Here is a 24425-nt window from a genome sequence, read left to right on the forward strand (position 1 = left end):
CCGCTCCTTCCTGTGCCCCTGCGTGCCCGGCCTGATTTGCATCGCAGCCCTTGGGGTTTCAGGGGGGGTGCCAGGGAGGGTGGTCAAGCGCGGCAACGTCGATTGCCTACAAGCGCAGCTGCCCGTGTTCGCGCCTTCACACACCGGTAGCCATGACAAGAATCAACCGACCCACGCGGCTTTGGAACAGCCTGCACCGCGTATGAACGATTGCAAGATCTGCGACCACAAAAGGGGCCTTTCGATCCTGCTGGTGCGGCCGAGCGCCATCGCGAGCGATGCGGAATTCGCACCCGCCGAAGCCGAGAGGCTGGAGACCCACGAACCCAGTGTCAAAGCGCTGGGTCTGCCGGCCTTGCAGAAATCGCGCTATGCCTTGCGCATGCTGCGGCGGGGCGGCTTCGTCCATGTCTTCTATACCAAGCAGGCCCCGCACATCCTGAACAGGTGGCAGGTCTACCGGGTGCAGGGCAACGGCGCGCTCATTCCGGAAAGCCAGGTCGCCTGGGCCGCGAAGCCGGATTTCGCCTGCCGCATGAGGGAGTCGCATCCGAACGACGTGCGCACCGTCTGCATCCAGTTTCCCAGGCACGGTCAGGCCGACACCGGCCCCGTGTGGATCGGTTTCAGCATGAACTGGTGGGACGATGCCATGCGAAAGAAGGTCGAGGGCCACCCTGCGGCGGCCGGCATGGTGCGCATCGACCCGATGGCCGACCTGGGCGGTGTGCCCCACGCCTTCAAGGCCGACACCGAGCTCATCCACAAGCATGTGGCGGACTTCGCCCTGCGCTCGACGAGCCACGGCGGAATCAAGAAGGGCATCAACTTCACCGAAGGCGGTGTGGCCTCCGCCACGCCGTTCTACGGCGGCACGGACGACGAGACCTACCGAGGCGCAGCCAGGCTGGTCGCCGTCATGCAGAAGCAGGCGGCACAGCACGAACAGACCCGGGGCAAGGAGTTCGTGCTCGTCGTTCCCGACCCCGTGGGCCTGGCCGCGGACCTCAACGGCATCCGCATCGCCCGGGACAAGGCCAACCAGCAGAAATGGGCCAGCACCCCGGATTGGGTGCGCTCAGAGGCTTGCCATACCCTCCTTGAGGGTATGCGCAAGTCGATCACGCTCGCCGGTGTGATCCAGTCGCAGGAATGGGGCACCGCAGCGTCAGAGAAGCAGTGGCGCAGCATCAAGGACCGTGGTGTCCCCTATGAATGGACCCCGGACCCCCGTGGGGTCCATGCCGCAGACGGCAGCCGCGCGGGCCATATGAAGCCCATTGGCCCCGACGCCCGAACCATCGGTGAGCGACTGGACCGGCGCGGCGTGACGCTCGGTGCGCTGCATTGGAAAAAGATCACCGATCAACTGGACATGGGGCGCTACAAAGCCTGGCCCGCCAAACGCGCCGACATCGAAAAACAGCTTGCCGAGGCGCTGGCGCCTTACGAAGCGGACTGGCTGAAGGTGCTCGACAGCAATGCGCTGCGCGACTACTTCAAGCTTCATTTCAACGAAGACGCCAGCTCGGAAATGACAGCGCGCACGTCGCCTGGTTTCATTTATGCCGACGAGAGCCACATCGCCCACTTTCCGCAGCCTTACACCCACCAGCACACCGAACGCTGGACAGGGTTGATTCTCGACCCGGACATCGCAGAACCGCGCGCAATCGCATTGCGCGGGTTCTTCGGCAACCAGCGCAGCGTCATCCAGAAAGTGCGAGCCATCCTGATCGGCAACGCGGATCGCAGTGCAACGCCGGCCAAGGATGGGCAGGGCGAGATCGGCGATATCCGGGACAAGACCTACGACGTGCTCAAGGGTTTGATCACCCATGACATGGGCAAGCGTCTGAACTGGCTGCATCCGCGCCTGATGGCCCTGTCCGCCGGCGGCATGGCCGCCAGCGCAGCGGGTGTGTTCCAGTTGATGGCCATGGCTGCGGGCAAATCCCCCGCCCCCAAGTCGGGCAGCCTCAGGAAGTATGAGGCGATGCTGCCTGCGCTGAGCGCGGCACAACGACAACTGGAGCTTGTCTGTGAAAGCACGCGCCCGGGCGGGGACAAGTCGGCGCTGTCGACGGTGGTGTTGCTCAAGACCCGCGTCAGCAGCGACACGGCCATGCGCATCCTCAGCGGCTACGTCCCGAAAAAAAGTCCGACCATCATCGTCGCGCATGGCGACACGGTGGAACTGCAGGTGCTCACGGACGTGAAGACCGCGTTGGACGTTCGCGAAGGTCGGCTGAAGGCGGAGCACATTCCCGGCCAGCGGGTCGGTGTCGCGCCGACCGGTGGACCGGCGGCCCGAAGTCTGGAGGACCTGCAGCTACAGATGGCAAGGCTCCAGGTCAATCACGCGCTCACACCCGACGATGTGGCGGAGGTGATGCGGCGACAGTCCATGGTGAAAGAACTGAACCTCACCAGCATCGACGGGCGTTTGGCGGTGGGCGCCATGATCGTTCAGTTCCTGGGGCTCTACCAGGCGGTTCCGCAGATGCTGGCCGAACTCGGCAAAAGCCAGCGCCATCAGGGAAAGCTCGTGGAATCGACGTTGAGCGTGGTCGATGGCATGAGCGGATTCCTTGGGGCAACGCTGGAGCGCATGGCGGCCGCGCACAAGGCGGCACTGGTCGTGAAAGACGGCGGTGAGCATCTGGTCGAGGCAAGCGGCAGGTTGGCGGCGTACCGCGTGGGGGCGGCTCTGTTCGGGATGCTGAGCGGGGCGATCATGGCGTATTCGATGAATCAGAAGTCTGCCGCAGCGAAGAGCGAGGGAGATACTGAATCGGCTGGGGGATACACCTACTCCTCAAGAGCGGGGATATGGCTGGTTGCAACGAGCAGCTTCACAGCATCGGACGCTATTGCAAAAGGAGCCGTCAGTCGCGCAGTTGGTAAACATGTACTTTTGCGTCTCGCCGGAGTCGTCGCCACAGAGGCCGCTGTCGCTGGCGCGGCCACGACGATCGCCAGCATCGTGTCGGGGGTGGGCCTCGCATTGTTGGTGGCCGGCGTCGCTGCCTACGTCTACGCTGTGGTGACCGAGCGCGACTCTTACATGCGTTGGGCAGGGCGCTGCTACTTCGGGAAGGACATGGTCAAGCGCTTTGAGAGCGCCAGCGCCGAGGAGAATTGGCTCTTGGCCATCGACTACGAAGCTGACACGCAAGAGGATGTCCGGCGCAAAGCGCAGCAGTACCCCGACCCTGGCCGAAGTTCACCGCCACCGAGCAACCCGATGGTTGATGGGCTGGGTGGAGGGCTGATGCTTTGATCGGCTTCAACACACGTGGAATCAGTACGGACGACGCCCGGCAAGCAAGCCTGATCTCCGGGCTGATTCATCGCTATGGAAAATCGATGCCCGGAGGTGGGCAGGCGGGTCATCAAGGGCGCTTGAGCGAGGTGTACCGCAATGCCGTCGAGTTGAACGGCGGCTCGTTGGTGAGCGCGGGTGGATGGGTGACTGCATACGGCTTGATCGCAGGCCTTCTCGGAACATATGTCGGAAACTGTCTCCTCGGCTTATCTCTGCCGCACGACACCGTAATGGACTACATCGGGGACTTTGTTTCTCAGTTGGCGGGGTGGTCGATCTTCTTCATCGGCATCTACTTCGAGATGTTCAGCCCAAGCGAGACGCCGATCTATCTCGATCGCCTTCAGCGCAAGGTCTACTACGTGCATCAGGGCAAGCGAAAGCGTTTTCTCTTGTTCGGCCCCACGAGCGTTGAGGCGCGCGCTGCCGATTGGTCCCTCGTCGACTGCGAACTGCACGCGCTGATGGGCGGTGGCGCCAACAGCGTGCGACGCACGTACCACCTTCTGTTTCTCGTCCGAGCCAGCAAAGCAGACCCCACCATCGTCGATTCGTTCGTACTGCCCAATGTCGAGTTTCCAGGCGCCATGTGGGAGTACATCCGGGGCTACATGGAACTGGGCATGCCGCCTTTGAAGGCGGGAGAGGTTCCGCCCACCAAGGGCGCGAAAGGCATCAAGGGATTCGACATGGTCGATGCGCTGCGTCAGCGGCGCATCGACTACTGGCGCGACTGGAAGGAGTTTCCTTGGACGCAGTTCTGGCAACACCTCGTGCTGCCGCTCTTCATCGCGTACTTCATCGTCAACCGCTTCGTGGTCTGGACCGCGCAAACAGTGATCTGGCCGAACGACATCCTGGACGCATTGGGTGCGCCGGTCACCGCAGCTGACCTCGACGCCAATGCCGCGCACTCGCTGCGTGCGGCAGCGCCTTGATCACTTGAGGGCGATGCTTTGATCGGTTTCAACACACGTGGAATCAGTACCGACGATGCCCGGCAAGCAAGCCTGATCTCCGGGCTGATTCATCGCTACAGCAAATCGATGCCTGGAGGTGGGCAGGCGGGTCATCAAGGGCGGTTGAGCGAGGTCTATCGCTATGCCATCGAACTGAACGGCGGATCTCTGGTGAGTGCAGGCGGGTGGGTCACTGCGTACGGTTTGTTGGGTGGGCTTATAGGGACGCATATCGCTTGGGACTTACTCCACTCTTTGAGAGTCGAAACGATCTCGGACTACTTCTGGAACTACGGGCCGATTCTGGCGTTGTGGCCCATCTTCTTCATCGGCATCTACTTCGAGATGTTCAGCCCAAGCGAAACGCCGATCTATCTCGATCGCCTTCAGCGTAAGGTCTACTACGTGCATCAGGGCAAGCGAAAGCGTTTTCTCTTGTTCGGCCCCACGAGCGTGGAGGCGCGCGCTGCCGATTGGTCCCTCGTCGACTGCGAACTGCACGCGCTGATGGGCGGTGGCGCCAACAGCGTGCGACGCACGTACCACCTTCTGTTTCTCGTCCGAGCCAGCGAAGCAGACCCCACCATCGTCGATTCGTTCGTACTGCCCAATGTCGAGTTTCCAGGCGCCATGTGGGAGTACATCCGGGGCTACATGGAACTGGGCATGCTGCCGTTGAAGGCGGGAGAGGTTCCGCCCACCAAGGGCGCCAAAGGCATCAAGGGATTCGACATGGTCGAGGCGCTGCGTCAGCGGCGCATCGATTACTGGCGCGACTGGAAGGAGTTTCCTTGGACGCAGTTCTGGCAACACCTCGTGCTGCCGCTCTTCATCGCGTACTTCATCGTCAACCGCTTCGTGGTCTGGACCGCGCAAACAGTGATCTGGCCGAACGACATCCTGGACGCATTGGGTGCGCCGGTCACCGCAGCTGACCTCGACGCCAATGCCGCGCACTCGCTGCGTGCGGCAGCGCCTTGATCACTTGAGGGCGATGCTTTGATCGGTTTCAACACACGTGGAATCAGTACCGACGATGCCCGGCAAGCAAGCCTGATCTCCGGGCTGATTCATCGCTACAGCAAATCGATGCCTGGAGGTGGGCAGGCGGGTCATCAAGGACGCTTGAGCGAGGTCTACCGCAATGCCGTCGAACTGAACGGCGGCTCGTTGGTCAGCGCGGGAGGATTCGTGACGACCGTTGGGCTGTTGGGCGGGCTGGCTACCACCTACTGGGGATATGTAACGGGCCTCACCCTCCAGCCCGAAACGGCCGCACAGTACTTACTGAAAATTCTTGTTTGGATGCTTGTATGGGCACTCTTCTTCATCGGCATCTACTTCGAGATGTTCAGCCCAAGCGAAACGCCGATCTATCTCGACCGCTTGCAGCGCAAGGTCTACTACGTCCATCAAGGCAAGCGAAAGCGTTTTCTCTTGTTCGGCTCCACGAGCGTAGAGGCGCGCGCTGCCGATTGGTCCCTGGTCGACTGCGAACTGCACGCGCTGATGGGCGGCGGCGCCAACAGCGTTCGACGCACCTATCACCTCCTGTTTCTCGTCCGAGCCAGCAAAGCCGACCCCACCATCGTCGATTCCTTCGTGCTGCCCAACGTCGAGTTTCCAGGCGCCATGTGGGAGTACATCCGGGGCTACATGGAACTGGGCATGCCGCCTTTGAAGGCGGGAGAGGTTTCGCCCACCAAAGGCGCCAGAGGCATCAAAGGCTTCGACATGGTCGAGGCGCTGCGTCAGCGGCGCATCGATTACTGGCGCGACTGGAAGGAGTTTCCCTGGACACAGCTCTGGCAACACCTTGTGCTTCCACTGTTCGCCGTGTACTTCATCGTCAACCGCTTCGTGGTCTGGACCGCGCAAACAGTGATCTGGCCGAACGACATCCTGGACGCACTGGGTGCGCCGGTCACCGCAGCTGATCTCGACGCCGATGTACTGCACGCACTGCGCGCGGCAGCGCCTTCGTCAGGAAGAGCTTCAACGTCGCCAGAAGCGGTATAGCCTCCGCCAACCGTTGTACGACTGCGCGCACGGCGTATGCGGTCAGTTCAAAGAGTGCTCTGAACGCGCACGCCGATGAGTACCTTGCGCAGCGAAAAAAGAGAAGCAGCGGGACCGAAGCGGGAGACATTCGCGGAGCAAGGAGCCCGCCGACGTGAGCGCGCCCTGAAGGAACGGTACACAGCACACAGAGTGCTACCCCGCAACCCCGCGCGCCGAATCGATCAACGCTCTAAAGGCGCGCGTCATCGCGCGCACCGGATGCATCCCGGACCACGGCTTCGCAGTCGCCTTCGGCGGCGCCGAGATCACGCCACGGCCCATGCGCAGCGACACCTGCAGCTTCCTGATCGTGAGCGCCGGCCGGGTCACGCCGCGCATCAGCAGGCCGCCGCGCACGGTTCCCGCGGCCACCGCGAACTGCACCACCAGGCACTTGCGCCCCGCCGAGGGCTCGACCTCGAACACCAGGCTGCGCCGCCGCGCGCCGGTGCCGCGCTGGCCCTGCAGCACCATGCCGTCGAACATGGCGTGCACGCTGGTGGCCTTGGCGTTGCTGCGGTAGTCGATGCGCACCTCCAGGCGGCAGGGCTGCTGGTGCGACTGCGCGGGCTGGTGCAGCGAAGGCAGCGGAATCACCAGGCAGGCCAGCTCGCCCTCGCTGCGCGCACCTTCGCCGTCGAAACCCGCCCAGCCGTGGCTGAGCCAGCCCATCGCGGGGCTGCCGGGGTGGAACAGGTAGGGGCGGCCGGTCTGCAGTTCGGCCGTCTCGCACAGGCCGTGCGAGGCATCGTCGAGGCCCCAGCGCGTGAGAAAGGCCTTGTCGAGGGCGGCCGCCGGCCAGGCCGGCAGGCCGGGGGCCGAGGGCACATCGCCGGCGCCGCACACCGCCGCCATGCAGTCCACCGAGCCCAGCGCCGCGCCCATCGGTATCCAGCCCGAGCAACCCCGCGGCAGCTGCGCCGGTGCGTTGCGGTCGGCGCGGATCAGCGCATGCGCGGGCTTGCGGAAGTAGCGCGCCTCGGTCAGCACGCTCGACGACAGGCTCGCGGCGAAGTGCACGTTGCTGGCCGACAGCAGCGCGTAGGTGTTCTCGCGCGTCCAGGCGACGTTGGGAATGGCGCGCGCAATGGGCGCCAGGTCGTGCAGCGCGCTCTCGTAGGGGTGCGGCTTGACGACCAGCAGGTCGACGCTGCCCGCCAGCTCGCGCAGCGGCGCGATCACGCTGGCCGGGTGCATGGTGCGCCCGCCGCTCACCAGCGACAGGTCGACCAGGCTCTGGCCGAAGAACAGCCCCACGCGCAGGCGCGGGTCGAACAGCGCGGTCGCGCCGTGCCGTGCGAAGCGCCCCTTGAGCGCGCTCGCATGGTTCCAGAACAGCTCCTCGTCCACACGGCGCGCCAGCAGCGCGGCCTCGATGACCGGGTCGTTGGTGCGCGCGCAGAAGTGCAGGTGCTCGGTGAAGCGGCGCGGATCGATCTCGATGTCCAGGTAGCTCGCGCCGCCGCGGTCGATGCAGTGCTGCAGCGCGGGCGTCAGGCCCCAGCCGATGACCAGGCACCCGGGCTCGAACGCCGGCAGGCCCTCGCGCCCGGCCAGCGGCACCAGGTCGGCGGTGCAGGCACGCGCCCAGCCGGCCGGCGTGCAGGGCAGCTCCAGCCGATGCATGAGGCGCGCCACGTCGATGCGCCCGCCTTCGGACAACGGCGCGATCTCGCCCATCGGCAGGTCGAGGCGGCCCAGCGCAGCGTCGAAGAAGGCACGCAGGAATCGCCGGTTGGCGACGTGGTACTGCAGCCCGTTGACGGGCGAGCGGAAGAAGTCGTCCGCAAAAACGACATGGTGAAAACGGCGTGTGGTCATCGGTCTCGGGAGGACCGGGCTGCCCGTTGCAGACCGTCCCTCCGGCCTTTCCTGAGCGATGCGCCAATCTAGGCAGCCACTCTTAGCCTCATGTGAGAAAGGTCCGGCACGCGCGCAAAGTTGCCGTAAAGGCCAGGGGTCGGTTCGCCCTAGTCAAGCGTGAGGTTCAGCTCGCGAATCAACGGATGCCAGCGCGCCGACTCGCCCTGCAGCAGCGCGGCGAACTGGCTGGGCGCATCGCCCACGGGCTCCACGCCGAACTCGGCCAGCTTGCGCTGCACGGCCGGGTTGTGGATGGCATCGGCCACCGACTGCTGCAGCCGCGTGACAAGCTCGCCCGGCGTGCTGGCGGGCACCACCAGGCCCATGAGCGCGGCCGCCTCCACCCGGGGCATGCCGAGCTCGGCGAAGCTGGGCACGCCCGGCAGTTCTTTCAGCCGCTGGGGGTGCGCCACCGCCAGTGCGCGCAGCTTGCCGCTCTGGATGAAGCGGCGCGACGCGGCCAGGTCGCACATCATCACGGGCAGCTGGCCGCCGGCCACGTCGGCCAGCGCGGGCGCGGCGCCGCGGTAGGGCACATGCACCATCTCCAGCCCGGCCTCGCGTTCGAGCAATGCCATCGCCAAGTGCTGCGGGCTGCCGGTGCCGGCCGAGGCGAAGCTCACCTTGCCGGGGAAGGCGCGCGCGTCCTCGATGAAGGCCCGCGCGTCCTTCTGCCCGCTGGACGGGCCGACCAGCAGCACCATCGGCAGCCGGCCCAGCAGGGTCACGGGCGCGAAGTCGCGCGAGGGGTTGTAGCTGAGGTTGCGGTACAGCGCGGGGTTGAACACCAGCATGCCGTTGTCGGCCGACAGCAGCGTGTAGCCGTCGGCGGCCGCGCGGGCGGCCTCGATGGCGCCCAGCGCGGTGTTGCCGCCGGCGCGGTTCTCGATGAGCACGGGCTGCCCCGCGTCGATGGCCAGCTGCGTGGCGATGGTGCGCGCGACGATGTCGGCACCGGCACCGGCGGGGTACGGCACGATCCATCGGATGGGCTTGGCGGGGTAGCCGAACTGGGCCTTCGCCGCGCGGGGCAGCGCCGTGGCAGCCAGCGCGGCCAGGGCCAGGAGTCGCAGCAGCAGCGGTCGGCGGGTCATGGTGCGTCGGTCTCCGAAGGAGATTCAGGCGCCATGTTAGGCCGGGTTGCCTGTTCGCGTCGGGCGGCCGCGCTCAGGGCGCGACGGGGTTGCCCGGCGTGCCGGCTTCGCGGGCCGGCACCGCGGCTGCGGCTGCGGCCGGCGTGCGGTAGCTGACGTTCACCGCGGGCGCCGGGGGCTCCGGCGGCGGACGCGTGATCTTGACGAGGGGCGCCCTGGCCGGGACCGGGGCATGCGCCGCCGGCAGGGCGGCAGGCGCCGGGGCCACGGTGGCAATCGGCGTGAAGGGGTCGGCGGGCGTGGAATAGCGCACCAGGGCCGGCGCCGCCGGAGCGACGGCAGTGGCAGGGGTCGCCGCCGAAGCCACGGCGCCGGTCGGCACTGCCGGCGCGGCCTTCGGGTCGTAGAGCACCGCGCCCTTGCTGACCCCCGTCGCTACCGGCCCCACGCCGACCCCGACACCGGCCGAGCCCGACACCTGCCCGCCGTTGTTCACCGCCACGCCTGCGCCGAGCGGGCCGAAGCCGGTGTTGAGCCCCACCGAGAAATTGCCGTCCTTCGTGGCGCCGAGCCCCAGAGAGAGCCCCGGCACCAGCGGAATGCCGACGTGGTAGTGCGAGCAGCCGCCCACCATGAGGAGCAGCAGCGCCGCGGGAATTGCGGCAGCTGTTGTCCGGACAGTGCGCGGCCGGGCGATCACACCAGCAGCGCGTTGACGCGCCTCACATAAGCCGCGGGGTCGGCCGGCAGGCCGCCTTCGGCCAGCAGCGCCTGGTCGAACAGGATGTTCGCCAGGTCGTCGAAATGCGCGGAGCTTTCGAGCTTCTTCACCAGCGGATGCTCGGCGTTCACCTCGAGCACCGGCTTGAGCTCGGGCGCGGGCTGGCCGGCCTGCTTGAGCATGCGCGCGAGCTGCGTGCTCATGCCGCCGTCCTGCACCACCAGGCAGGCGGGCGAGTCGACCAGGCGGGTGGTCACGCGCACGTCGTCGGCCTTGTCCTTGAGCGCGGCCTTCAGCCGCTCGAGCAGGGGCTTGAACGACTCGGCGGCTTCCTCGGCGGCCTTCTTCTCGTCGTCGTCCTGCAGCTTGCCCAGGTCGACCGCGCCCTTGGCCACGCTTTGCAGCGGCGTGCCGTCGAACTCGTTGAGGTAGTTCAGCGCCCACTCGTCGACGCGGTCGGTCATGAGCAGCACCTCGATGCCCTTCTTCTTGAAGACCTCGAGCTGCGGGCTGTTCTTCGCGCCGGCCAGGGTGTCGGCCGTGATGTAGTAGATCGCGTCCTGGCCTTCCTTCATGCGCGCCTTGTAGTCGGCGAAGCTCACGCTCACCGTGTCGGTGGTCGTGGAGGCGTAGCGCAGCAGCTTGGCGATGCGGTCGCGGTTGCCCATGTCCTCGCCCAGGCCTTCCTTGAGCACCGCGCCGAACTCGGCGTAGAACTTCGCGTACTTGCCCGATTCGTCGGCGGCCGCGGCGGCCGCTTCAGCGGCGGTGGGCGCGTTCTTGTCGACCACGTCGGTCACTGCGCCGGTCGGCTCCGGCGCTGGCACCGATTCGCCCGAGCCCACGTCGATCAGGCCTTCGCCGCTCTCGGGGCCGGTCTTCTGCTTCTTCGCCAGGTCTTCGAGCATGCCGAGCACGCGCTTGGTGCTGCCCTCGCGGATGGCCTTCACGTCGCGGCTTTCCTGCAGCAGCTCGCGGCTCACGTTCAGCGGCAGGTCGGCCGAGTCGATCACGCCCTTCACGAAGCGCAGGTAGCTGGGCATCAGCGCCTCGGCGTCGTCCATGATGAAGACGCGCTTGACGTACAGCTTCACGCCCGCGCTCTTCTCGCGGTTCCACAGGTCGAAGGGCGCCTTGGCCGGGATGTACAGCAGCTGCGTGTACTCGGTGCTGCCTTCCACGCGGTTGTGGCCCCAGGCGAGCGGGGCCTCGTAGTCGTGGCTGATGCTCTTGTAGAACTCCTCGTACTGCTCGGTGGTGATGTCCTTCTTGGGGCGGCTCCACAGGGCGTTGGCCTTGTTGATGGTTTCCCATTCGCCGGTCTTCACCATGTCGCCGGGCTGGTCGTTCTCGCCTTCCTTCCACTCTTCCTTTTCCATCAGGATGGGCAGCGAGATGTGGTCGGAGTACTTGCCCACGACCTGCTTGATCTTCCAGGCGTTGAGGTACTCGTCGGCGTCGTCGCGCAGGTGCAGCGTGATGCTGGTGCCGCGCGCGGCGCGCGTGATGTCGGCCACGTCGAAGTCGCCGGCGCCGCCGCTGGCCCAGCGCACGCCCTGCTCCGGCGGCACGCCCGCACGGCGCGACTCGACCGTGATGCGGTCGGCCACGATGAAGCCCGAATAGAAGCCCACGCCGAACTGGCCGATGAGCTGTGCGTCGGCCTTCTGGTCGCCGCTGAGCTTGCTCATGAAGTCCTTGGTCCCGCTCTTGGCGATGGTGCCGAGGTTGTCGATCGCTTCCTGGCGCGACAGGCCGATGCCCTTGTCGGTGATGGTGAGCGTGCGCGCGGCCTTGTCGAACGAGATGCGCACGTCGAGCTCGGGCTGGTCTTCGTACAGGTCGGGCTGGTCCAGCGCCTCGAAGCGCAGCTTGTCGCACGCGTCGGACGCGTTCGAGATCAGCTCGCGAAGAAAGATTTCCTTGTTGGAGTAAAGCGCATGCGTGACGAGGTGCAGCAGTTGCGCGACTTCGGCCTGGAAGGGGAGTTTGGTGTTGGAGGAATCAGCCATGGAGAAAAGAAATATCGAATCCAAAAAATTCTAAGCCGGCAGGCGCCTGCCGTGTGACGTTGCGCCTGCTTCTCAAGTGGGGAGGTCCTTCGACTTCATCAAGTCTGCGATGAGGTCGAAAGGCCCATTTTGCGCATTCCTGAAGAACAAAAACCAACGTTCCGCCGAAGTAGAAACCCGCGTTGTCATCAAAAGTTACCGTAGATAACATTTTTGGAAATATCCTGTTCTTGGCTCCACAACAGGGCGGCAGCGCCCCGGGAAAACAGGGATGTCGTTTGATGATTCGAGTGGCATTGCGTACCGCGGTCGGTCCCGCCGGCGCACGCCGACGCCCGGCCTGGGCCCCCGTGTGGATCGGATGCGCTGCGGCGCTGGCAGGGCTGCCGTGCGCTCACGGGCAGACCGCATCACCCCCGAAGAGCAGCAGCAGCATGGCGGCCCCGGCCGGCCCCGACATGGCTGACGCGCGCATCGAACCCGTCGACCGCGCAGAGGTGGAGCAGGCGCGTCTGCGGGCGCTCATGGAGTCCGCGCCCAAGGCTTACGAAGACCGCTTCATGAACGCCACCGACCCCGTGACGAACGAGGTCGATGCCGAGCCCGAGCAGCCGCAGGGCTTTCGGGCCTGGCTGGTGGAAAGCCGCATCGGCCTGGGCGACGCCACCAGCACCGGCTACCGCCGCCAGCGCGCCACCGAGTTCGGCCAGCGCCTCGAGTACCGCCGCGAAACGCTCAACTACGGCGAGTTCGTGCTGCAGGCCGACGCGCGCCACCTGAGTGGCGACAGCTTCCTGGGCGGCGGAGGCATCGGCTCGCTGGGCTATGCGCGAGACGCCACCAGCGCGCGCTTCACGTTGCGCAACCTCGGCTTTCCGCTGACCACGCAGACCTTTGCCGACAGCGCGGTGGGTGACATCTACAGCGAGCTCACCGACGGGCTGGCGCGCAACTACCGGCTCTCGCTGGGCTCGACCACCGTGCGGGGCGCATCGACACGCATCTTCAACGCCGACCTGGACGTGCGCGCGGGCTTCGGCGAGCGCGGCAACCTCACGGGCGGTCCGTTTCCCGGCTTCGAAAAGAGCCAGGGCACGCTCGGCTGGCTCGGGCTCACCAAGCGCCTGGGCGACCCGTGGTTCACCTCGTTCCAGCTCGAACAGGCGCGCGGCATTCCGGCCTACTACTTCGACCCGGTCACGGCGCAAGGCTTCGGGCGCAAGAACGTCGACAGCTGGGCCACCTCGATCGGCTACGGCGGCCAGCTGCTGCGCGACGGCGACCTGCGCGCGCGCGCCACCCTGGTGGGCAGCCGCACCACCTCGCCGACGCCGGGCGTGGCCACGGGCGCTTCGCAGGGCCTGTTCGTGGAGGCCAGCGCGCGCACCGGCGCCTACCGGCACGAGCTGGGCGCGTACGCGGCGCGGCCCGACCTGTACTTCGGCGACTACCCGCTGGCCACCGGCACGCGCGGCGCGTACTGGCGCATCGACCGCAGCGACAACCGCCTGAACTGGGGCGCCGGGCTGGACTTCGAGCGCGCCGCGCCGAACGACAGCTTCAACCTCTTCGGCTACCGCCGCGCCGGCGCGAGCGGCAACTTCCAGTACCTGGTGGACCGCAACACCTCGTTCGGCGGCAGCGTGAGCCTGACGCAGACACGCTACGAGCGCGAAGGCACGGGCACCACGGCCGCGACCTCGGGCCAGGGCGACCCCTTTCGCAGCCTGTACGCCAACGCCTTCTACCAGACGCGTTTCTTCGACTGGCCGCGCAGCCGCTTCACCCTGGCGGTGCGGCGCAACGAGGCCATCGTGCTCGGCGACGGCACGGCCACCGGGCAGGAGCTGCAGTGGGAGCAGGACTGGATCAGCGGGCGCTACGAGACCATGCGCCCCGAGCTCACCACCACGCTGGGCTACGCACGCGACCAGAGCAGCGGCGACGTGCGCCATTACCCCACGGCGGGCGCGCAATTCCGCTTCTGGGTGGCCAGCGGCTTCAGCGTGACGGGCAACCTGCGCTACACCTCCCAGCACGGCGGGCTGTACACCAGCCGCGGGCTGTCGGGCACGGTCGGCGCCGAGAAAGACCTGGCGCCCGGCTGGCGCGCGGGCATTTCCGCCAGCCTGAACCAGGCGCGCGCCACCACGGTGCCGGTGGCGCTGAACACGCCGGCGCTCTTTCGCACCACCGACAAGACGGTGTACGTCTACCTGCGCTGGGAAGGCTCCGCCGGCACGGCCTACCAGGCCGCGGGCGCTCGCAACGGCAGCGCCGGCGGCGGCGGCGTGACCGGGCGCGTGTTCTTCGATGCCAACAACGACGGGGAGGCGCAGATCGGCGAAGGCGGCGTCGCCAACGTCGAGGTGCTGCTCGACGGCCGCTACCGCGCCACCACCGACCGCGACGGCCGGTTCGAATTTCCGCTGGTGACCACCGGGCGCCACCAGCTCACCCTCACGCCCGAGACCGTGCCGCTGCCCTGGGGCCCGGCGCGCGACGCGGGCGCGAGCGTCGACGTTCCGCTGCGTGGCCAGGCCAGCACCGCGATCCCCGTGATCAAGGTCGGGCAGTGACCACCTTTTTCGTTTGTTCCACCGCAACGCAAAGGAAACCGAGATGAGACACCACCCGAGATTGCTCACCGTGGCCGCCGGCGCGGCCCTGGCCCTGGCCGCCGGCATGGCCCTGGCCGAGAGCCAGTACGGCTACGGCACCGGCACGCCCGCCGTGACGGCCCAGGCCCACCTCAACCTGAGCGTGACGGTGCCCAAGCTGATCCTGCTGCGCGTAGGCGCGCAAACGGGCAGCGGCGACACGCTGAACTGGACCGCGCCGATCACCTGGGCCACCGCGCCGACCGTCACGGCCGGCGACAACCAGGCGGCCAACTGGGACGGCACCGCGCCCACGCTCGGCACCGTGACCAACCCGGCGGCAGTGCCGGTGTCGGCGTGGACCAACAGCAGCGGCGGCGGATCGCTCACCTACACGGCGGCCGCCTTCGCGCCCACCGGCGGCCCCTTGCTCACCAACATCGGCGTGAACTCCGGCGCGGGCCTGGCGCATCCCGGCGGCGCGACGCTGGTGGCCACCGGCGCGGCGGCCAGCACCTTCGTGCCGTCCACCGTCGCCACCGGCACCTGGACCTTCTCGCTGACCGGCACGGCCCTCACCTGGACGCCGGGCACCTACACGACCGTCATCACCTACACCGCCACCAGTGTCTGAGCCGCTGCGCGCGGTGGTGGCCCTCGCGCTCCTCGCCGGCATGGCGCCGCGCGCGGACGCAGTCTTCACCTACGCACCCACCGCTTCCCCCTACGGCATCACGCTGCAGGTGGGCTCAGCGGCGGCCATCGACGAGGTGGTGTTCAACGCGACCGGCACCAACGCGGGCCTGGCGACGGGCACCGCCATTGCAGGCTCGCAGCCGATCACCATCCGCATCAGCCCGGCGCGCCCGGCCAGGCTGCTGGCCGAGACACGGCCGGTGACGCTCACCGCCACCGTGCCGGCGGGGCTCACCTGCACCACCTCGGCCACTTGCGGCACCAACGTCATTCCGTTCAGCGACATCAGCTGGGTGTCGACCAACGCGACCAGCCCCGCCGAGGGCGACATCCAGAACGGCAGCTTCGCGGCCGGCTCGACGCAGACGCTCGCCAGCTTCAATGGGGCGACGGCCACCGTGCTGCTGGTCAACAGCGACACCCGCTTCATGTCGAACACCCTGACCTTCAGGTACGCCAACACCACGGTGTACCCGGCCGGCAGCTACAGCGGCACGGTGCGCTTCACCGCCACCATGCTTTGACCATGCAAGCCGCCGCTTCGCGCGCACGCCGCTCGGTGACAGCCGGCCTGCTGGCGTGGCTGGCCGGCGTGCCGGGGGCAGCCCATGCGCGGGTCGAGCGGCTGGACGACTCGACCTCGCCGAGCGCGCAGGTGCGCGCGCCGGCGGACGACTCCCCCATCGTCGCGCCCGGCGCGGGCGCCCCGCCCATCGCGCGCATCGCCTTCGGGCGGGTGCACTACCGGCTGGCCACCGCGCGCTACGTGGGCCGCCAGGCGCGCATCTACTACGTGCTGCCGATGGCGGTGCCGGGCCTGCTCTCGCCCGCCGGCCTGGAGGTCAGCTGGCGCACCAACGGTTTCTTCGCCAGCGGCAGCGGCCGGCCCGGCGACCGCGTGCCGGTGTGGAACGGCGTGGTGCGCGACGCATGGATGACCGAGGCGCTCGACCTGGTGTGGCAACTCGACGTGCGCCAGGTGCGGCTCTCGCGCGGCATGCCGCTGGGTTTCGAGGCTTATTTCGAAATAGAGACATCGCCATGACACCACCGCTTTCGACGGGGCACTCCCGCTGCGCTTCCTTCGCTTGCTTCGCTTACTCAGCGCTGGCCGCCTTCGTCGCGCTGTGTGCGGCGTCGCCCGCGTGGGCCGCACCGTTCGAGATCGCGATCATGCCGTCGCGCTTCGAGCTGTCCGCCAAGAGCGGCGCACGGCTGGGCCAGTCGCTGGACATCCACAACGTGGGCGCCGCCGCCACCGAAGTGTCGGTGCGCACGATCGACTGGAGCTACTCGCCCGAGGGCGAGATCTCGTACCTCGACCCGCTGCAGCCCGGCAGCTGCCGGCCGTGGGTGCTGCTGGAGCGCAAGACGGTGAAGGTGCCCGCGCGCGGCAAGGCGTCGTTCCGCTTCCAGATCGAGCCGCCGGCCGATGCGCCGCGCGGCGAATGCCGCTTCATGCTGGCCATCGAGGGCGTGGAGCCGGCTTACCGCGCCGCCATCGGGCAAGGCGGCGCCAGCCTGAGCCTGCCGGTCACCGGGCGCATCGCGGTGGCGGTGTACGTGCTGCTCAACGGTGCCGAGCCCAAGCTGGCGCTCAGCCAGGTCGGCACGCGCGACGTGCACGGCCAGCGCACGCCGTACGTCACGGTGAGCAACAGCGGCGACGCGCACGGCCGCCTGGACGGCAGCCTGGACGCGACCGACGCCGCCGGCAAGCGCTTCGAGCTGGTGCCCGAGGGCACGCCGGTGCTGCCGGGCCAGACGCGCCAGCTTCCGCTGACGCCCAAGCCCGAAGGCGACGGCAAGGCGGCCGCGCCGGTGTACCCGCTGAAGGCCGCCGGCACGCTCGACTGGGAGAAAGACGGCTTCAAGGTGAACGCGGAGTTCCGCTGATGCGGCGCGCCGACCCGCTTTGCCGGGTCTGCCCGGTCCGCGTGATGGCCCTTTGCGCCGCAGCGGCCGCCGGCGCCGGCCCGGCACACGCCGACACGGCCACCACCCTCGGCCTCGGCACGCCGGCTTTCGTCGACCTGAAGTTCACCGTCAACATCGACAAGTTCGTGTTCTTCAGGCTGGGCACCGGCGCCTGGCCCACGACCAGCGGCACCATCGACAGCGCGGCTTTCACGCTCACGCCCACCATTCCCGGCGGACCGACCACGCCGGTCGCGGGCAACAACGCGGCGGCCAACTGGAGCGGCGCGGCGCCGGCCTTCGCGGTGGCGCCCGCGGCAGGCGTCAAGCTGGCGGTCGAGGTGCGCAGCAACGGCGGCCAGGTCAGCCTGCGCGCCACGGCGAGCACGCCGCTCACCAGCACCACCAGCGCGAACACCATTCCCATGTCGGAGATCACGGTGGCCAGCGACAGCGCCACGCTGCCCGCGCCGGCGATTCCCAACGCCGGAACGGGCGCGGCCGTGAACGTGACGCCCAGCGCCTTCGGCACCCTGGTGACGCAGCGCGCCGCGAACTGGACCTTCTCGTACGCCAACCTCACGAGCCGCCCGGCCGGCGTCTACCTCGGGCAGGTCACGTTCACCGCCAGCTCGCCCTGAAACCCGCCGAACCGCCCTGAACGCCTTTGCCCGCGCCAAGTCAGCTGGCGCTGGGATCGATCCCCAAAGCTCCGGCGTGGATCTTTCCCTCACCCTTCAGGAGCTTTGCATGAACAAGAACCCCCGGATGACCTGGATCGCAGCCTGCCTCGGCCTGGCTGCGCTGGGCGCCCAGATGCAGGCCCAGGCCCAGGTGCCCGCCGGTGCGCCCGCCGGCACCACCGTGCAATGCAAGGACGACAGCTACGCCTCGCCCGACGCCAAGTCGGGTGCCTGCCGCGGCCACAAGGGCATCAAGACCTGGTACGGCAAGGGCGCCGCCCCGGCCGCACCCGCCGCGGCGGTGCCCGCGGTGGAGACGCAGTCGGCCAGCGTCGACAAGACCGGCGTGGCCCCCACCACCGGCACGGCCACCCGCACGCCCGGCGCGCGCGACCTCACGAAGATGGCGGCCGCGCCCGGCGGCGGCGCGGGCAAGGTGTGGGCCAACGACGAGACCAAGGTCTACCACTGCATGGGCGACCGCTACTACGGCAAGACCAAGAAGGGCGAGTACCTGAGCGAGGCCGACGCCAAGACCAAGGGCATGCACGCCTCGCACAACAAGCCCTGCACGTCCTGAAGGCTCCTTCCAGGAACACCGCGGAACCGGCTTTGCCGGGCCGCAGGTGTTGCCCCCGGTAGGGGGGAGGAGCAGCGACACGAAGTGCGCGTAGCCTGGGGGCGAGCCCTAACGCGGCTGGGATTCGACTTCGCGCGTCCAGCGGTCGATGAGGCGCTTGCGCTCGTCCGCCTTGCCGTACTTCTCGAAGTCGTACTTGATGAGCTTCACGTCGGCCATCGACGGAATGCGCGGGTCGGGCTTGAAGGTCTTGTTGGCCGGCGACTGCAGGCTGCCGGCCTTGGCGCCGATGGACTGGCCCGCGGGGCTCATGAGCCAGTCGTAATAGCGCTTCGCGTTCTCCTTGTTGCGCGCGCCCTTCACCAGCGCGATGCCGCCGACCTCGTAGCCCGTGCCCTCGCAGGGCGCGGCGGTCTTCACGGGGAATTTGTCGTGGCGCCACTTCTCGAAGCCGAAGATGAAGCTCACACCGATGGCCACCTCGCCCTTGGCCACGTTGGGCGCCTGCGCCTGGCCGCTGCGGGTGTAGCTGGTGACGTTCCTGTTCAGCTTCTTGAGGTAGTCGAAGGCCGCGTCCTCGCCCATCTGCTGCACCAGGCCCGCGATGATGGTGTACGCCGTGCCGCTGGACGCCGGGTGCGAGATCTCGATCTCGCCCTTGTACTCGGGCTTGATGAGATCGGCCCAGCACTTCGGCTCGGGCAGCTTCTTTTTCTTCAGCAGATCGGTGTTGAAGCCGAAGCCCATCGCGCTCGTGTAGAAGCCGCCCACCATGTTCTGCGACAGCGCGTACTGGCGCACCGCCCAGTCGTGCAGGTCGTTGATGTAGGCCGGCCGGTAGGGCTCCAGCAGGCCCTGCTCGGCGGCCTGCAGGAACGGGTCGCCGGTGCCGCCCCACCAGATGTCGGTCTTGGGGTTGGCGGCCTCGGCGCGCAGTTGGGCGCCGATTTCACCGGTGCCCTTGTGGGCCTGCAGCACCCGGATGCCGGTCTCGCGCGTGAAGGCCGCGGCGGCCGCTTCGCACCAGCCCGCGTCGGTGCTGCACAGCGCGTTGACGGTGCCCTGCGCGGCGGCGTTCGATGCCGAAAGAAGTGCCACCGCAGCCATGCAGGCGGCGGTGGCGATGTGCCGAATGGCGAAGCTTGGCATGCGCGGCTCTCCTCGTTGCTGGAGGCCGCAGGATAGCGCCCGGTGGGGCGCGCCGCCAGCAACGCCGTCAGCTGCCGCTGCCGGACTTCACCATCGGCAGCGAGGTCGACTGCCCGATCGGCTCGGTGCCGGTCGGGTGCGAAGCCGCATAGGCGCCGGCCTGGATGTCGGCCACGGGCAGCGTCGAGTTCATCGCGGGCGCGCTGGTCGACTGGCCCATGGGTTCGGTACCGGTCGGGCGGGCTGCGGCCATGGCGCCGGCCTGCACCTCGGGCCGTTCGGGCGAGTTCATCTGCAGCGGATGAAAGTCGGAGCCGTCCATGGTTTCGGCCGACGCCTGGACCGTGCCCAAGGCCGCCAGCGCAGCGAAGGAACCGACGGCAAGAAGCTTGAAGGAAGTGCGCATGATGTGTGTTCTCCTGGGTTTCAGGTTGTCTCGGGTCACGTGCCATCGAGCGAACTGCGCGCGGCAGGACCTGAACGCACTCTAGGCACGCAGACTGACGGGATGGTGAGCGAAGACTTAGCTGCGAGTGAGTGGCGCAACCCCGTTCTTGCCCACTCTACGTTGGCAAGGACGGCAAGTGCACACGCGCCATCAGCCCCGGCCCGTCGTCACGGTTGCGCAGCTCGATGCGCAAGCCGTGCCGCTCGGCGGCGGTGCGGGCAATCGCCAGGCCCAGCCCGCTGCCGCCGGCCACCGAACCCGGCACGCGAAAGAAGCGGTCGAACACGCGGCCGATGACGGCTTGCGGAATACCGGGCCCGTTGTCGAGCACGTCGACCACCGCATGCCCGTCGACCTGGCGCAGCTTCACGTCGACCACGCCGCCCTCGGGCGCATAGCGCAGCGCGTTGTCGATCAGGTTGTCGAACACGCTGCGCAACTCGGCTGCGGGGGCGAACACCACGGCGGTGATTCGGCCTTCGCCTTCGAAGCCGATGTCCACGCGCCGCGCATCCGCCAGCACCATCAACTGGCTCACGCTCTCGCGCAGCAGCACCTCGATGTCGACGCGCTCGCGCGCATTGCCGCTTTGCGGCGCGTCCTGGCGCGACAGGTGCAGCAGCTGCTCGATCAGGTGCTGCGCGCGCGTGACGCCGGCCTCGAGCTGGTTGAAGCGTTCGGTGGCTTCGCCGGCCGGCACGTGCGCGCGCAGGTTCTCGATCTGCAGGCCGATGGCGGCCATGGGCGTGCGCAGTTCGTGCGCGGCGTCCTGCACGAAACGCCGCTGCGTGGCGAAGGCGCTGCGCACGCGCGACAGCAGGTTGTTGAAGGCGCCCACCAGCGGCGCGATCTCGTCGGGCACGCGCGCCAACGACAGCTCGGTCGGGCTGCGTTCGTCCTGCGAGGCGACGTCGCGCGCCACCGCGCGCAGCGAGCGCGAGGCCGCCGACACGATGATCCACAGGATCAGCAACGCCAGCGGCAGCAGCAGCGTGATCGGCAGGCCTTCGAGCAGCGCGCGACGCAGTGCGCGGCGGCGCCGGTAGTCCTCGTTCTGCAGCACCTGCACGCGCGGCTGGTCGGCGCGCGGACCCGGCTCGGCGGTGAACACGCGCCAGCTGGCACCGGCGCGCGATCCCGTGGTCACGTCGCTGAAGCCCGGCCCCGGCTGCAGCGGCACCGACAGCGCGGGCCACGACGTGGCGCGCAAGGTGCGGCCGTCGGCGCTCCAGATCTGCACGATGAAGCTGCCGCGCGAGAACGCGGCCTCGCCGTCCATCGGACGCGGCAGCTTCTGCGGGTCGCTGCCCGCATACGACTCGGCCACCAGCCGCATCTGGTCGTCCAGCGCGTTGTGCACCAGGTTGCCGTAGGCCACGAAGGAGAACCACGCCGTGAGCACGGCCGCGCCCAGGTGCAGCGTGATGAGCCACAGCAGCAGTTGCGTGCGCAGCGAACCCGGCCGCCACCAGCGGCCGCCGCCGCGCACCGCACGGGTCATGCTGCCACGCGCCAGCCGAGGCCGCGTACGTTGCGGATGGCATCGGCGCCGAGCTTGCGGCGCATGCCGTGGATGAGCACGTCGATGGCGTTGCTGGTCACTTCCTCGCCCCAGCCGTAGATGCGGTTCTCGAGCTGCTCGCGCGACAGGATGGCGCCGGGCCGCTCCAGCAGCGCATGCAGCAGCGCGAACTCGCGCGCGGTGAGCGCCTCGCGCGCGCCGTTGACCAGCACCTCGCGCGTGGTGAGGTCGAGCTGCAGCGCACCGCCGCCGACCAGCGAATGCGCCGCGCCGTCGCGCCGGCGCACCACGGCGCGCATGCGCGCGAGCAGTTCGCGGAACTCGAAGGGCTTGAGCAGGTAGTCGTCGGCGCCCAGGTCGAGGCTGTGGATGCGGTCGTCCAGGCCGTCGCGCGCGGTGAGCACCAGCACGGGGGTGGCATCGCCGCGCTCGCGGGCCCGCCGAAGCACCTCGGTGCCGTCCTGCCTGGGCAGGCCGAGGTCGAGCAGCACGCAGGTGTAGCCGCCGTCGCCCAGCGCGCTTTGCGCCAGCTCGCCGTCGCGCACCCAGTCGGCGGACCAGCCCGCGCCTTCGAGCGCCTGCTTCAGGCTGCGCCCGATCATTTCATCGTCTTCCACCAACAGTACGCGCATCGCGGCGACTCCTTCGGCCGCAAGGTAGCACGCGAACGGGATGATCGGAAGTGCCTGCGCCGGGCGCAGCGTAACGACCCAAACTTAAGGCAGGCTGAGCCGGCTCAGAACTTCTCGTGCGGTCCCAGGTAGCGCCATTGCCCCACCGGCAGGTTGCCGAGCATGACCTTGCCGATGCGCACGCGCTTGAGGCCCACCACCTTCAGGCCGACCAGCTCGCACATGCGGCGGATCTGGCGCTTCTTGCCTTCGGTGAGCACGAAGCGCAGCTGCTCCGGGTTCTGCCATTCGACCCGCGCCGGCTTGAGCGCCTGGCCGTCCAGGCTCAGGCCGTGGCGCAGCCGGGCCAGCATGGCTGGCGGAAACACCGCCTGCACGTTCGTGGTGATGGGATCGTCGTCGTCCATGCGCACCAGCTGGCCGGTGGGCGCGGGCTGGCCCAGGCCGTGGTAGGCCACGCGCACCAGGTATTCCTTCTCCATCACCGAGTCTTCGCCGATGAGCTGGCGCGCGATGCGCCCGTCCTGCGTCATCACCAGCAGGCCGATGGAATCGATGTCGAGCCGGCCGCACGGCGCCAGGCCGCGCAGCTGGTGCGGGTGGAAGAAGAAGCGCGTGTTGTCTTCGGCCCAGCGGTTCTGCGGCGTGAACAGCGAGACCGCCGGCTCGTGCCCGTCCTCGGCCTGCGCGCTCACGTAGCCGATGGGCTTGTTGATCAGGATGGTGACCTGGTTGGCCTGCTGGCCCTTGGCCGCCTTGTCGATCTCGACGCGGTCCGAAGGCGTGACCTTCACGCCCATCTCGGCCGGCTTGCCGTTCACCTTCACCCAGCCGTTGGCGATCCACTCGTCGGCCTCGCGGCGCGAACACATGCCGAGCTCGGCCATGCGCTTGTTGAGGCGCACGGGCGCGTGGGGGGAATTGGAAGGCTCGGTCATCGGCAGGGCTTGATCTGTGTGCGGCACCGATGCTATCCTGAACGCAGGCGAGAGTTGATCTCGCCCTTTTTGGGGGATTCCCAAGTGAACACACCAAGCACTCAGACTGCACGCAAGTTTCAATACGCCATCGTCATCGGGCGTTTCCAACCCGTCCATTTCGGACACCAAAGACTCATCGAAGAAGGCCTTCGCGCCGCCGAGCGGGTCATCGTGGTGGTCGGCTCCGACCGCAAGCCCCGCAGCGTCAAGAACCCCTTCACCTTCGACGAGCGCGAACGCATGGTGCGCGCCTGCCTGCGCGGCACCGAGCAGATGCGCGTGAGCGTGGTCGGCGTGGGCGACTCGCCCTACAACGACCAGCTCTGGATCGCGTCCATCCAGTCCGCCGTCGAGCGGCTCATCGTTCAGGACGGCCACGTGCCGGCCAAGGCCAGGGTGGCCCTGGTGGGCCACCTCAAGGACGCATCGAGCTACTACCTCAAGCTCTTCCCGCACTGGGAATTCGTCGGCCACCAGAACGTGGAAAGCCTCAACGCCACCGACGTGCGCAGCCTCTACTTCGACCCCGAGAACCGCGGCCAGCTGGCGCGCGCCGACCTGCCCGACGGCACGGCCGCCTTTCTCGACCAGTTCACCCGCACCGCCGACTACGCCGAGCTCTGCGAAGAGCGCGCCTTCCTGGCCGACTACCGCGACAAGTACCGCTATGCGGGCAGCAGCTTTCCGCCCATCTACACCACGGTGGACGCCATCGTGGTCGAGGCCGGCCACATCCTGCTGGTGCAGCGCAAGTTCCATCCCGGCAAGGGCACCTGGGCGCTGCCCGGCGGCTTCGTCGGCCAGCACGAGCGGCTGCAGGACGCGGCCATCCGCGAGCTGAAGGAAGAAACCCGGCTCAAGGTGCCCGTGCCCGTGCTCAACGGCAGCATGAAGGCCAGCCATGTGTTCGACGCGCCCGACCGCTCGCAGCGCGGACGCACCATCACGCACGGCTTTTTCTTCGAGCTGGCGCACAACCAGTGGGCGGGGTTGTCGGACGTGCGCGCCGACGACGACGCGGCCGAGGTGCGCTGGGTGCCGATCACCGAATTTCTCGACATGCAGGACCGCATCTACGAAGACCACTTCTTCATTGCGAACCATTTTCTGGGTGGTCTGGGCAAGAACTGAACGGCCCCGACTTTTTAGCAAGCACGGCCCCGGTTGACGGGCGCCACAG

General features: G+C 68.0%; 21 protein-coding genes. 12 read left to right on the forward strand and 9 right to left on the reverse strand.

Going from position 1 to position 24425, the window contains the following annotated elements; genetic code table 11:
- The first annotated feature begins 202 nt into the window (after positions 1-202).
- The 4 genes from AC0IYU_RS23365 to AC0IYU_RS23380 are packed head-to-tail and all read left to right on the forward strand — an operon-like array spanning position 203 to position 6306.
- Entirely contained in the window at positions 203-3283 is a 3081-nt protein-coding gene (locus tag AC0IYU_RS23365; protein ID WP_472121587.1) for a T6SS effector BTH_I2691 family protein, read from the forward strand.
- Positions 3280-4266 carry a DUF6708 domain-containing protein gene (locus AC0IYU_RS23370; protein WP_472121589.1) on the forward strand — a complete coding sequence of 329 codons (987 nt, stop codon included), beginning with the start codon at positions 3280-3282 and terminating at the stop codon, positions 4264-4266. Before AC0IYU_RS23365 ends, AC0IYU_RS23370 begins: the two co-directional genes overlap by 4 nt.
- A gap of 18 nt (positions 4267-4284) precedes the next feature.
- Positions 4285-5268, forward strand: a complete 984-nt coding sequence (locus AC0IYU_RS23375) for a DUF6708 domain-containing protein (protein WP_472121592.1) — start codon at positions 4285-4287, stop codon at positions 5266-5268.
- An 18-nt stretch (positions 5269-5286) separates the two neighbouring features.
- Positions 5287-6306, forward strand: a complete 1020-nt coding sequence (locus AC0IYU_RS23380; protein ID WP_472121595.1) for a DUF6708 domain-containing protein — start codon at positions 5287-5289, stop codon at positions 6304-6306.
- 195 nt (positions 6307-6501) lie between these two features.
- Here AC0IYU_RS23380 and AC0IYU_RS23385 read toward each other — a convergent pair whose 3' ends face one another.
- The 4 genes from AC0IYU_RS23385 to htpG all read right to left on the reverse strand — a co-directional run bounded on the left by AC0IYU_RS23385 (position 6502) and on the right by htpG (position 12038).
- A complete protein-coding gene (locus AC0IYU_RS23385; protein ID WP_472121599.1) occupies positions 6502-8169 on the reverse strand; it encodes a hypothetical protein in 1668 nt (555 codons plus the stop codon).
- Between the two features lie 149 nt (positions 8170-8318).
- A complete protein-coding gene (locus AC0IYU_RS23390) occupies positions 8319-9305 on the reverse strand; it encodes a Bug family tripartite tricarboxylate transporter substrate binding protein (protein ID WP_472121601.1) in 987 nt (328 codons plus the stop codon).
- 73 nt (positions 9306-9378) lie between these two features.
- Positions 9379-9939, reverse strand: a complete 561-nt coding sequence (locus AC0IYU_RS23395) for a hypothetical protein (protein ID WP_472121603.1) — start codon at positions 9937-9939, stop codon at positions 9379-9381.
- A gap of 62 nt (positions 9940-10001) precedes the next feature.
- Positions 10002-12038 (reverse strand): molecular chaperone HtpG, encoded by a 2037-nt coding sequence (gene htpG / locus AC0IYU_RS23400; protein ID WP_472121606.1) that lies wholly within the window; start codon positions 12036-12038, stop codon positions 10002-10004.
- 434 nt (positions 12039-12472) lie between these two features.
- Between htpG and AC0IYU_RS23405 the strand changes: the two genes are divergently transcribed.
- From AC0IYU_RS23405 to AC0IYU_RS23435, 7 genes are all read left to right on the forward strand, one after another.
- Complete coding sequence (locus AC0IYU_RS23405; protein ID WP_472121609.1) at positions 12473-14617, forward strand: SdrD B-like domain-containing protein; 2145 nt, start codon at positions 12473-12475, stop codon at positions 14615-14617.
- 43 nt (positions 14618-14660) lie between these two features.
- Positions 14661-15272 carry a hypothetical protein gene (locus tag AC0IYU_RS23410; protein ID WP_472121613.1) on the forward strand — a complete coding sequence of 204 codons (612 nt, stop codon included), beginning with the start codon at positions 14661-14663 and terminating at the stop codon, positions 15270-15272.
- The gene (locus tag AC0IYU_RS23415; protein WP_472121616.1) at positions 15265-15858 is read left to right on the forward strand and encodes a hypothetical protein; all 594 of its coding nucleotides are present in this window, start codon (positions 15265-15267) and stop codon (positions 15856-15858) included. The genes AC0IYU_RS23410 and AC0IYU_RS23415 overlap by 8 nt, the downstream gene beginning before the upstream one ends.
- A 2-nt stretch (positions 15859-15860) precedes the next feature.
- Complete coding sequence (locus tag AC0IYU_RS23420) at positions 15861-16379, forward strand: hypothetical protein (protein WP_472121619.1); 519 nt, start codon at positions 15861-15863, stop codon at positions 16377-16379.
- Positions 16376-17230: a fimbrial biogenesis chaperone gene (locus AC0IYU_RS23425; protein WP_472121622.1), complete on the forward strand. Its 855-nt coding sequence runs from the start codon at positions 16376-16378 to the stop codon at positions 17228-17230. Before AC0IYU_RS23420 ends, AC0IYU_RS23425 begins: the two co-directional genes overlap by 4 nt.
- Entirely contained in the window at positions 17230-17892 is a 663-nt protein-coding gene (locus tag AC0IYU_RS23430) for a hypothetical protein (protein WP_472121624.1), read from the forward strand. The genes AC0IYU_RS23425 and AC0IYU_RS23430 overlap by 1 nt, the downstream gene beginning before the upstream one ends.
- A 127-nt stretch (positions 17893-18019) precedes the next feature.
- Positions 18020-18514, forward strand: a complete 495-nt coding sequence (locus AC0IYU_RS23435; RefSeq protein WP_472121690.1) for a DUF3761 domain-containing protein — start codon at positions 18020-18022, stop codon at positions 18512-18514.
- Positions 18515-18622: 108 nt separating this feature from the next.
- Here the strand turns inward: AC0IYU_RS23435 and AC0IYU_RS23440 are convergent, their stop codons facing one another.
- From AC0IYU_RS23440 to AC0IYU_RS23460, 5 genes are all read right to left on the reverse strand, one after another.
- The gene (locus tag AC0IYU_RS23440; protein ID WP_472121626.1) at positions 18623-19663 is read right to left on the reverse strand and encodes an ABC transporter substrate-binding protein; all 1041 of its coding nucleotides are present in this window, start codon (positions 19661-19663) and stop codon (positions 18623-18625) included.
- Positions 19664-19730: 67 nt separating this feature from the next.
- Positions 19731-20069, reverse strand: coding sequence for a hypothetical protein (locus AC0IYU_RS23445; protein WP_435437587.1), 339 nt, complete (start codon positions 20067-20069; stop codon positions 19731-19733).
- A gap of 157 nt (positions 20070-20226) precedes the next feature.
- Positions 20227-21612, reverse strand: coding sequence for a sensor histidine kinase (locus AC0IYU_RS23450; protein WP_472121629.1), 1386 nt, complete (start codon positions 21610-21612; stop codon positions 20227-20229).
- Positions 21609-22265, reverse strand: coding sequence for a response regulator (locus tag AC0IYU_RS23455; RefSeq protein WP_435437585.1), 657 nt, complete (start codon positions 22263-22265; stop codon positions 21609-21611). The genes AC0IYU_RS23450 and AC0IYU_RS23455 overlap by 4 nt, the downstream gene beginning before the upstream one ends.
- Before the next feature lie 104 nt (positions 22266-22369).
- Positions 22370-23203 carry a pseudouridine synthase gene (locus AC0IYU_RS23460; RefSeq protein ID WP_472121631.1) on the reverse strand — a complete coding sequence of 278 codons (834 nt, stop codon included), beginning with the start codon at positions 23201-23203 and terminating at the stop codon, positions 22370-22372.
- Positions 23204-23287: 84 nt separating this feature from the next.
- Between AC0IYU_RS23460 and AC0IYU_RS23465 the strand changes: the two genes are divergently transcribed.
- Positions 23288-24376: a bifunctional nicotinamide-nucleotide adenylyltransferase/Nudix hydroxylase gene (locus AC0IYU_RS23465; protein ID WP_472121633.1), complete on the forward strand. Its 1089-nt coding sequence runs from the start codon at positions 23288-23290 to the stop codon at positions 24374-24376.
- Positions 24377-24425 lie beyond the last annotated feature (49 nt).

It is taken from the genome of Variovorax sp. AC103 (genome assembly GCF_979254005.1).

Coding starts and splice junctions, on each gene's coding strand:
- AC0IYU_RS23405 (WP_472121609.1), top strand. CDS start 12,473: ATGGCGGCCCCGGCCGGCCCCGACATGGCTGACGCGCGCATCGAACCC.
- AC0IYU_RS23395 (WP_472121603.1), bottom strand. CDS start 9,939: ATGGTGGGCGGCTGCTCGCACTACCACGTCGGCATTCCGCTGGTGCCG.
- AC0IYU_RS23410 (WP_472121613.1), top strand. CDS start 14,661: ATGAGACACCACCCGAGATTGCTCACCGTGGCCGCCGGCGCGGCCCTG.
- htpG (WP_472121606.1), bottom strand. CDS start 12,038: ATGGCTGATTCCTCCAACACCAAACTCCCCTTCCAGGCCGAAGTCGCG.
- AC0IYU_RS23385 (WP_472121599.1), bottom strand. CDS start 8,169: ATGACCACACGCCGTTTTCACCATGTCGTTTTTGCGGACGACTTCTTC.
- AC0IYU_RS23450 (WP_472121629.1), bottom strand. CDS start 21,612: ATGACCCGTGCGGTGCGCGGCGGCGGCCGCTGGTGGCGGCCGGGTTCG.
- AC0IYU_RS23420 (WP_472121619.1), top strand. CDS start 15,861: ATGCAAGCCGCCGCTTCGCGCGCACGCCGCTCGGTGACAGCCGGCCTG.
- AC0IYU_RS23430 (WP_472121624.1), top strand. CDS start 17,230: ATGCGGCGCGCCGACCCGCTTTGCCGGGTCTGCCCGGTCCGCGTGATG.
- AC0IYU_RS23390 (WP_472121601.1), bottom strand. CDS start 9,305: ATGACCCGCCGACCGCTGCTGCTGCGACTCCTGGCCCTGGCCGCGCTG.
- AC0IYU_RS23460 (WP_472121631.1), bottom strand. CDS start 23,203: ATGACCGAGCCTTCCAATTCCCCCCACGCGCCCGTGCGCCTCAACAAG.
- AC0IYU_RS23365 (WP_472121587.1), top strand. CDS start 203: ATGAACGATTGCAAGATCTGCGACCACAAAAGGGGCCTTTCGATCCTG.
- AC0IYU_RS23445 (WP_435437587.1), bottom strand. CDS start 20,069: ATGCGCACTTCCTTCAAGCTTCTTGCCGTCGGTTCCTTCGCTGCGCTG.
- AC0IYU_RS23440 (WP_472121626.1), bottom strand. CDS start 19,663: ATGCCAAGCTTCGCCATTCGGCACATCGCCACCGCCGCCTGCATGGCT.
- AC0IYU_RS23435 (WP_472121690.1), top strand. CDS start 18,020: ATGACCTGGATCGCAGCCTGCCTCGGCCTGGCTGCGCTGGGCGCCCAG.
- AC0IYU_RS23425 (WP_472121622.1), top strand. CDS start 16,376: ATGACACCACCGCTTTCGACGGGGCACTCCCGCTGCGCTTCCTTCGCT.
- AC0IYU_RS23455 (WP_435437585.1), bottom strand. CDS start 22,265: ATGCGCGTACTGTTGGTGGAAGACGATGAAATGATCGGGCGCAGCCTG.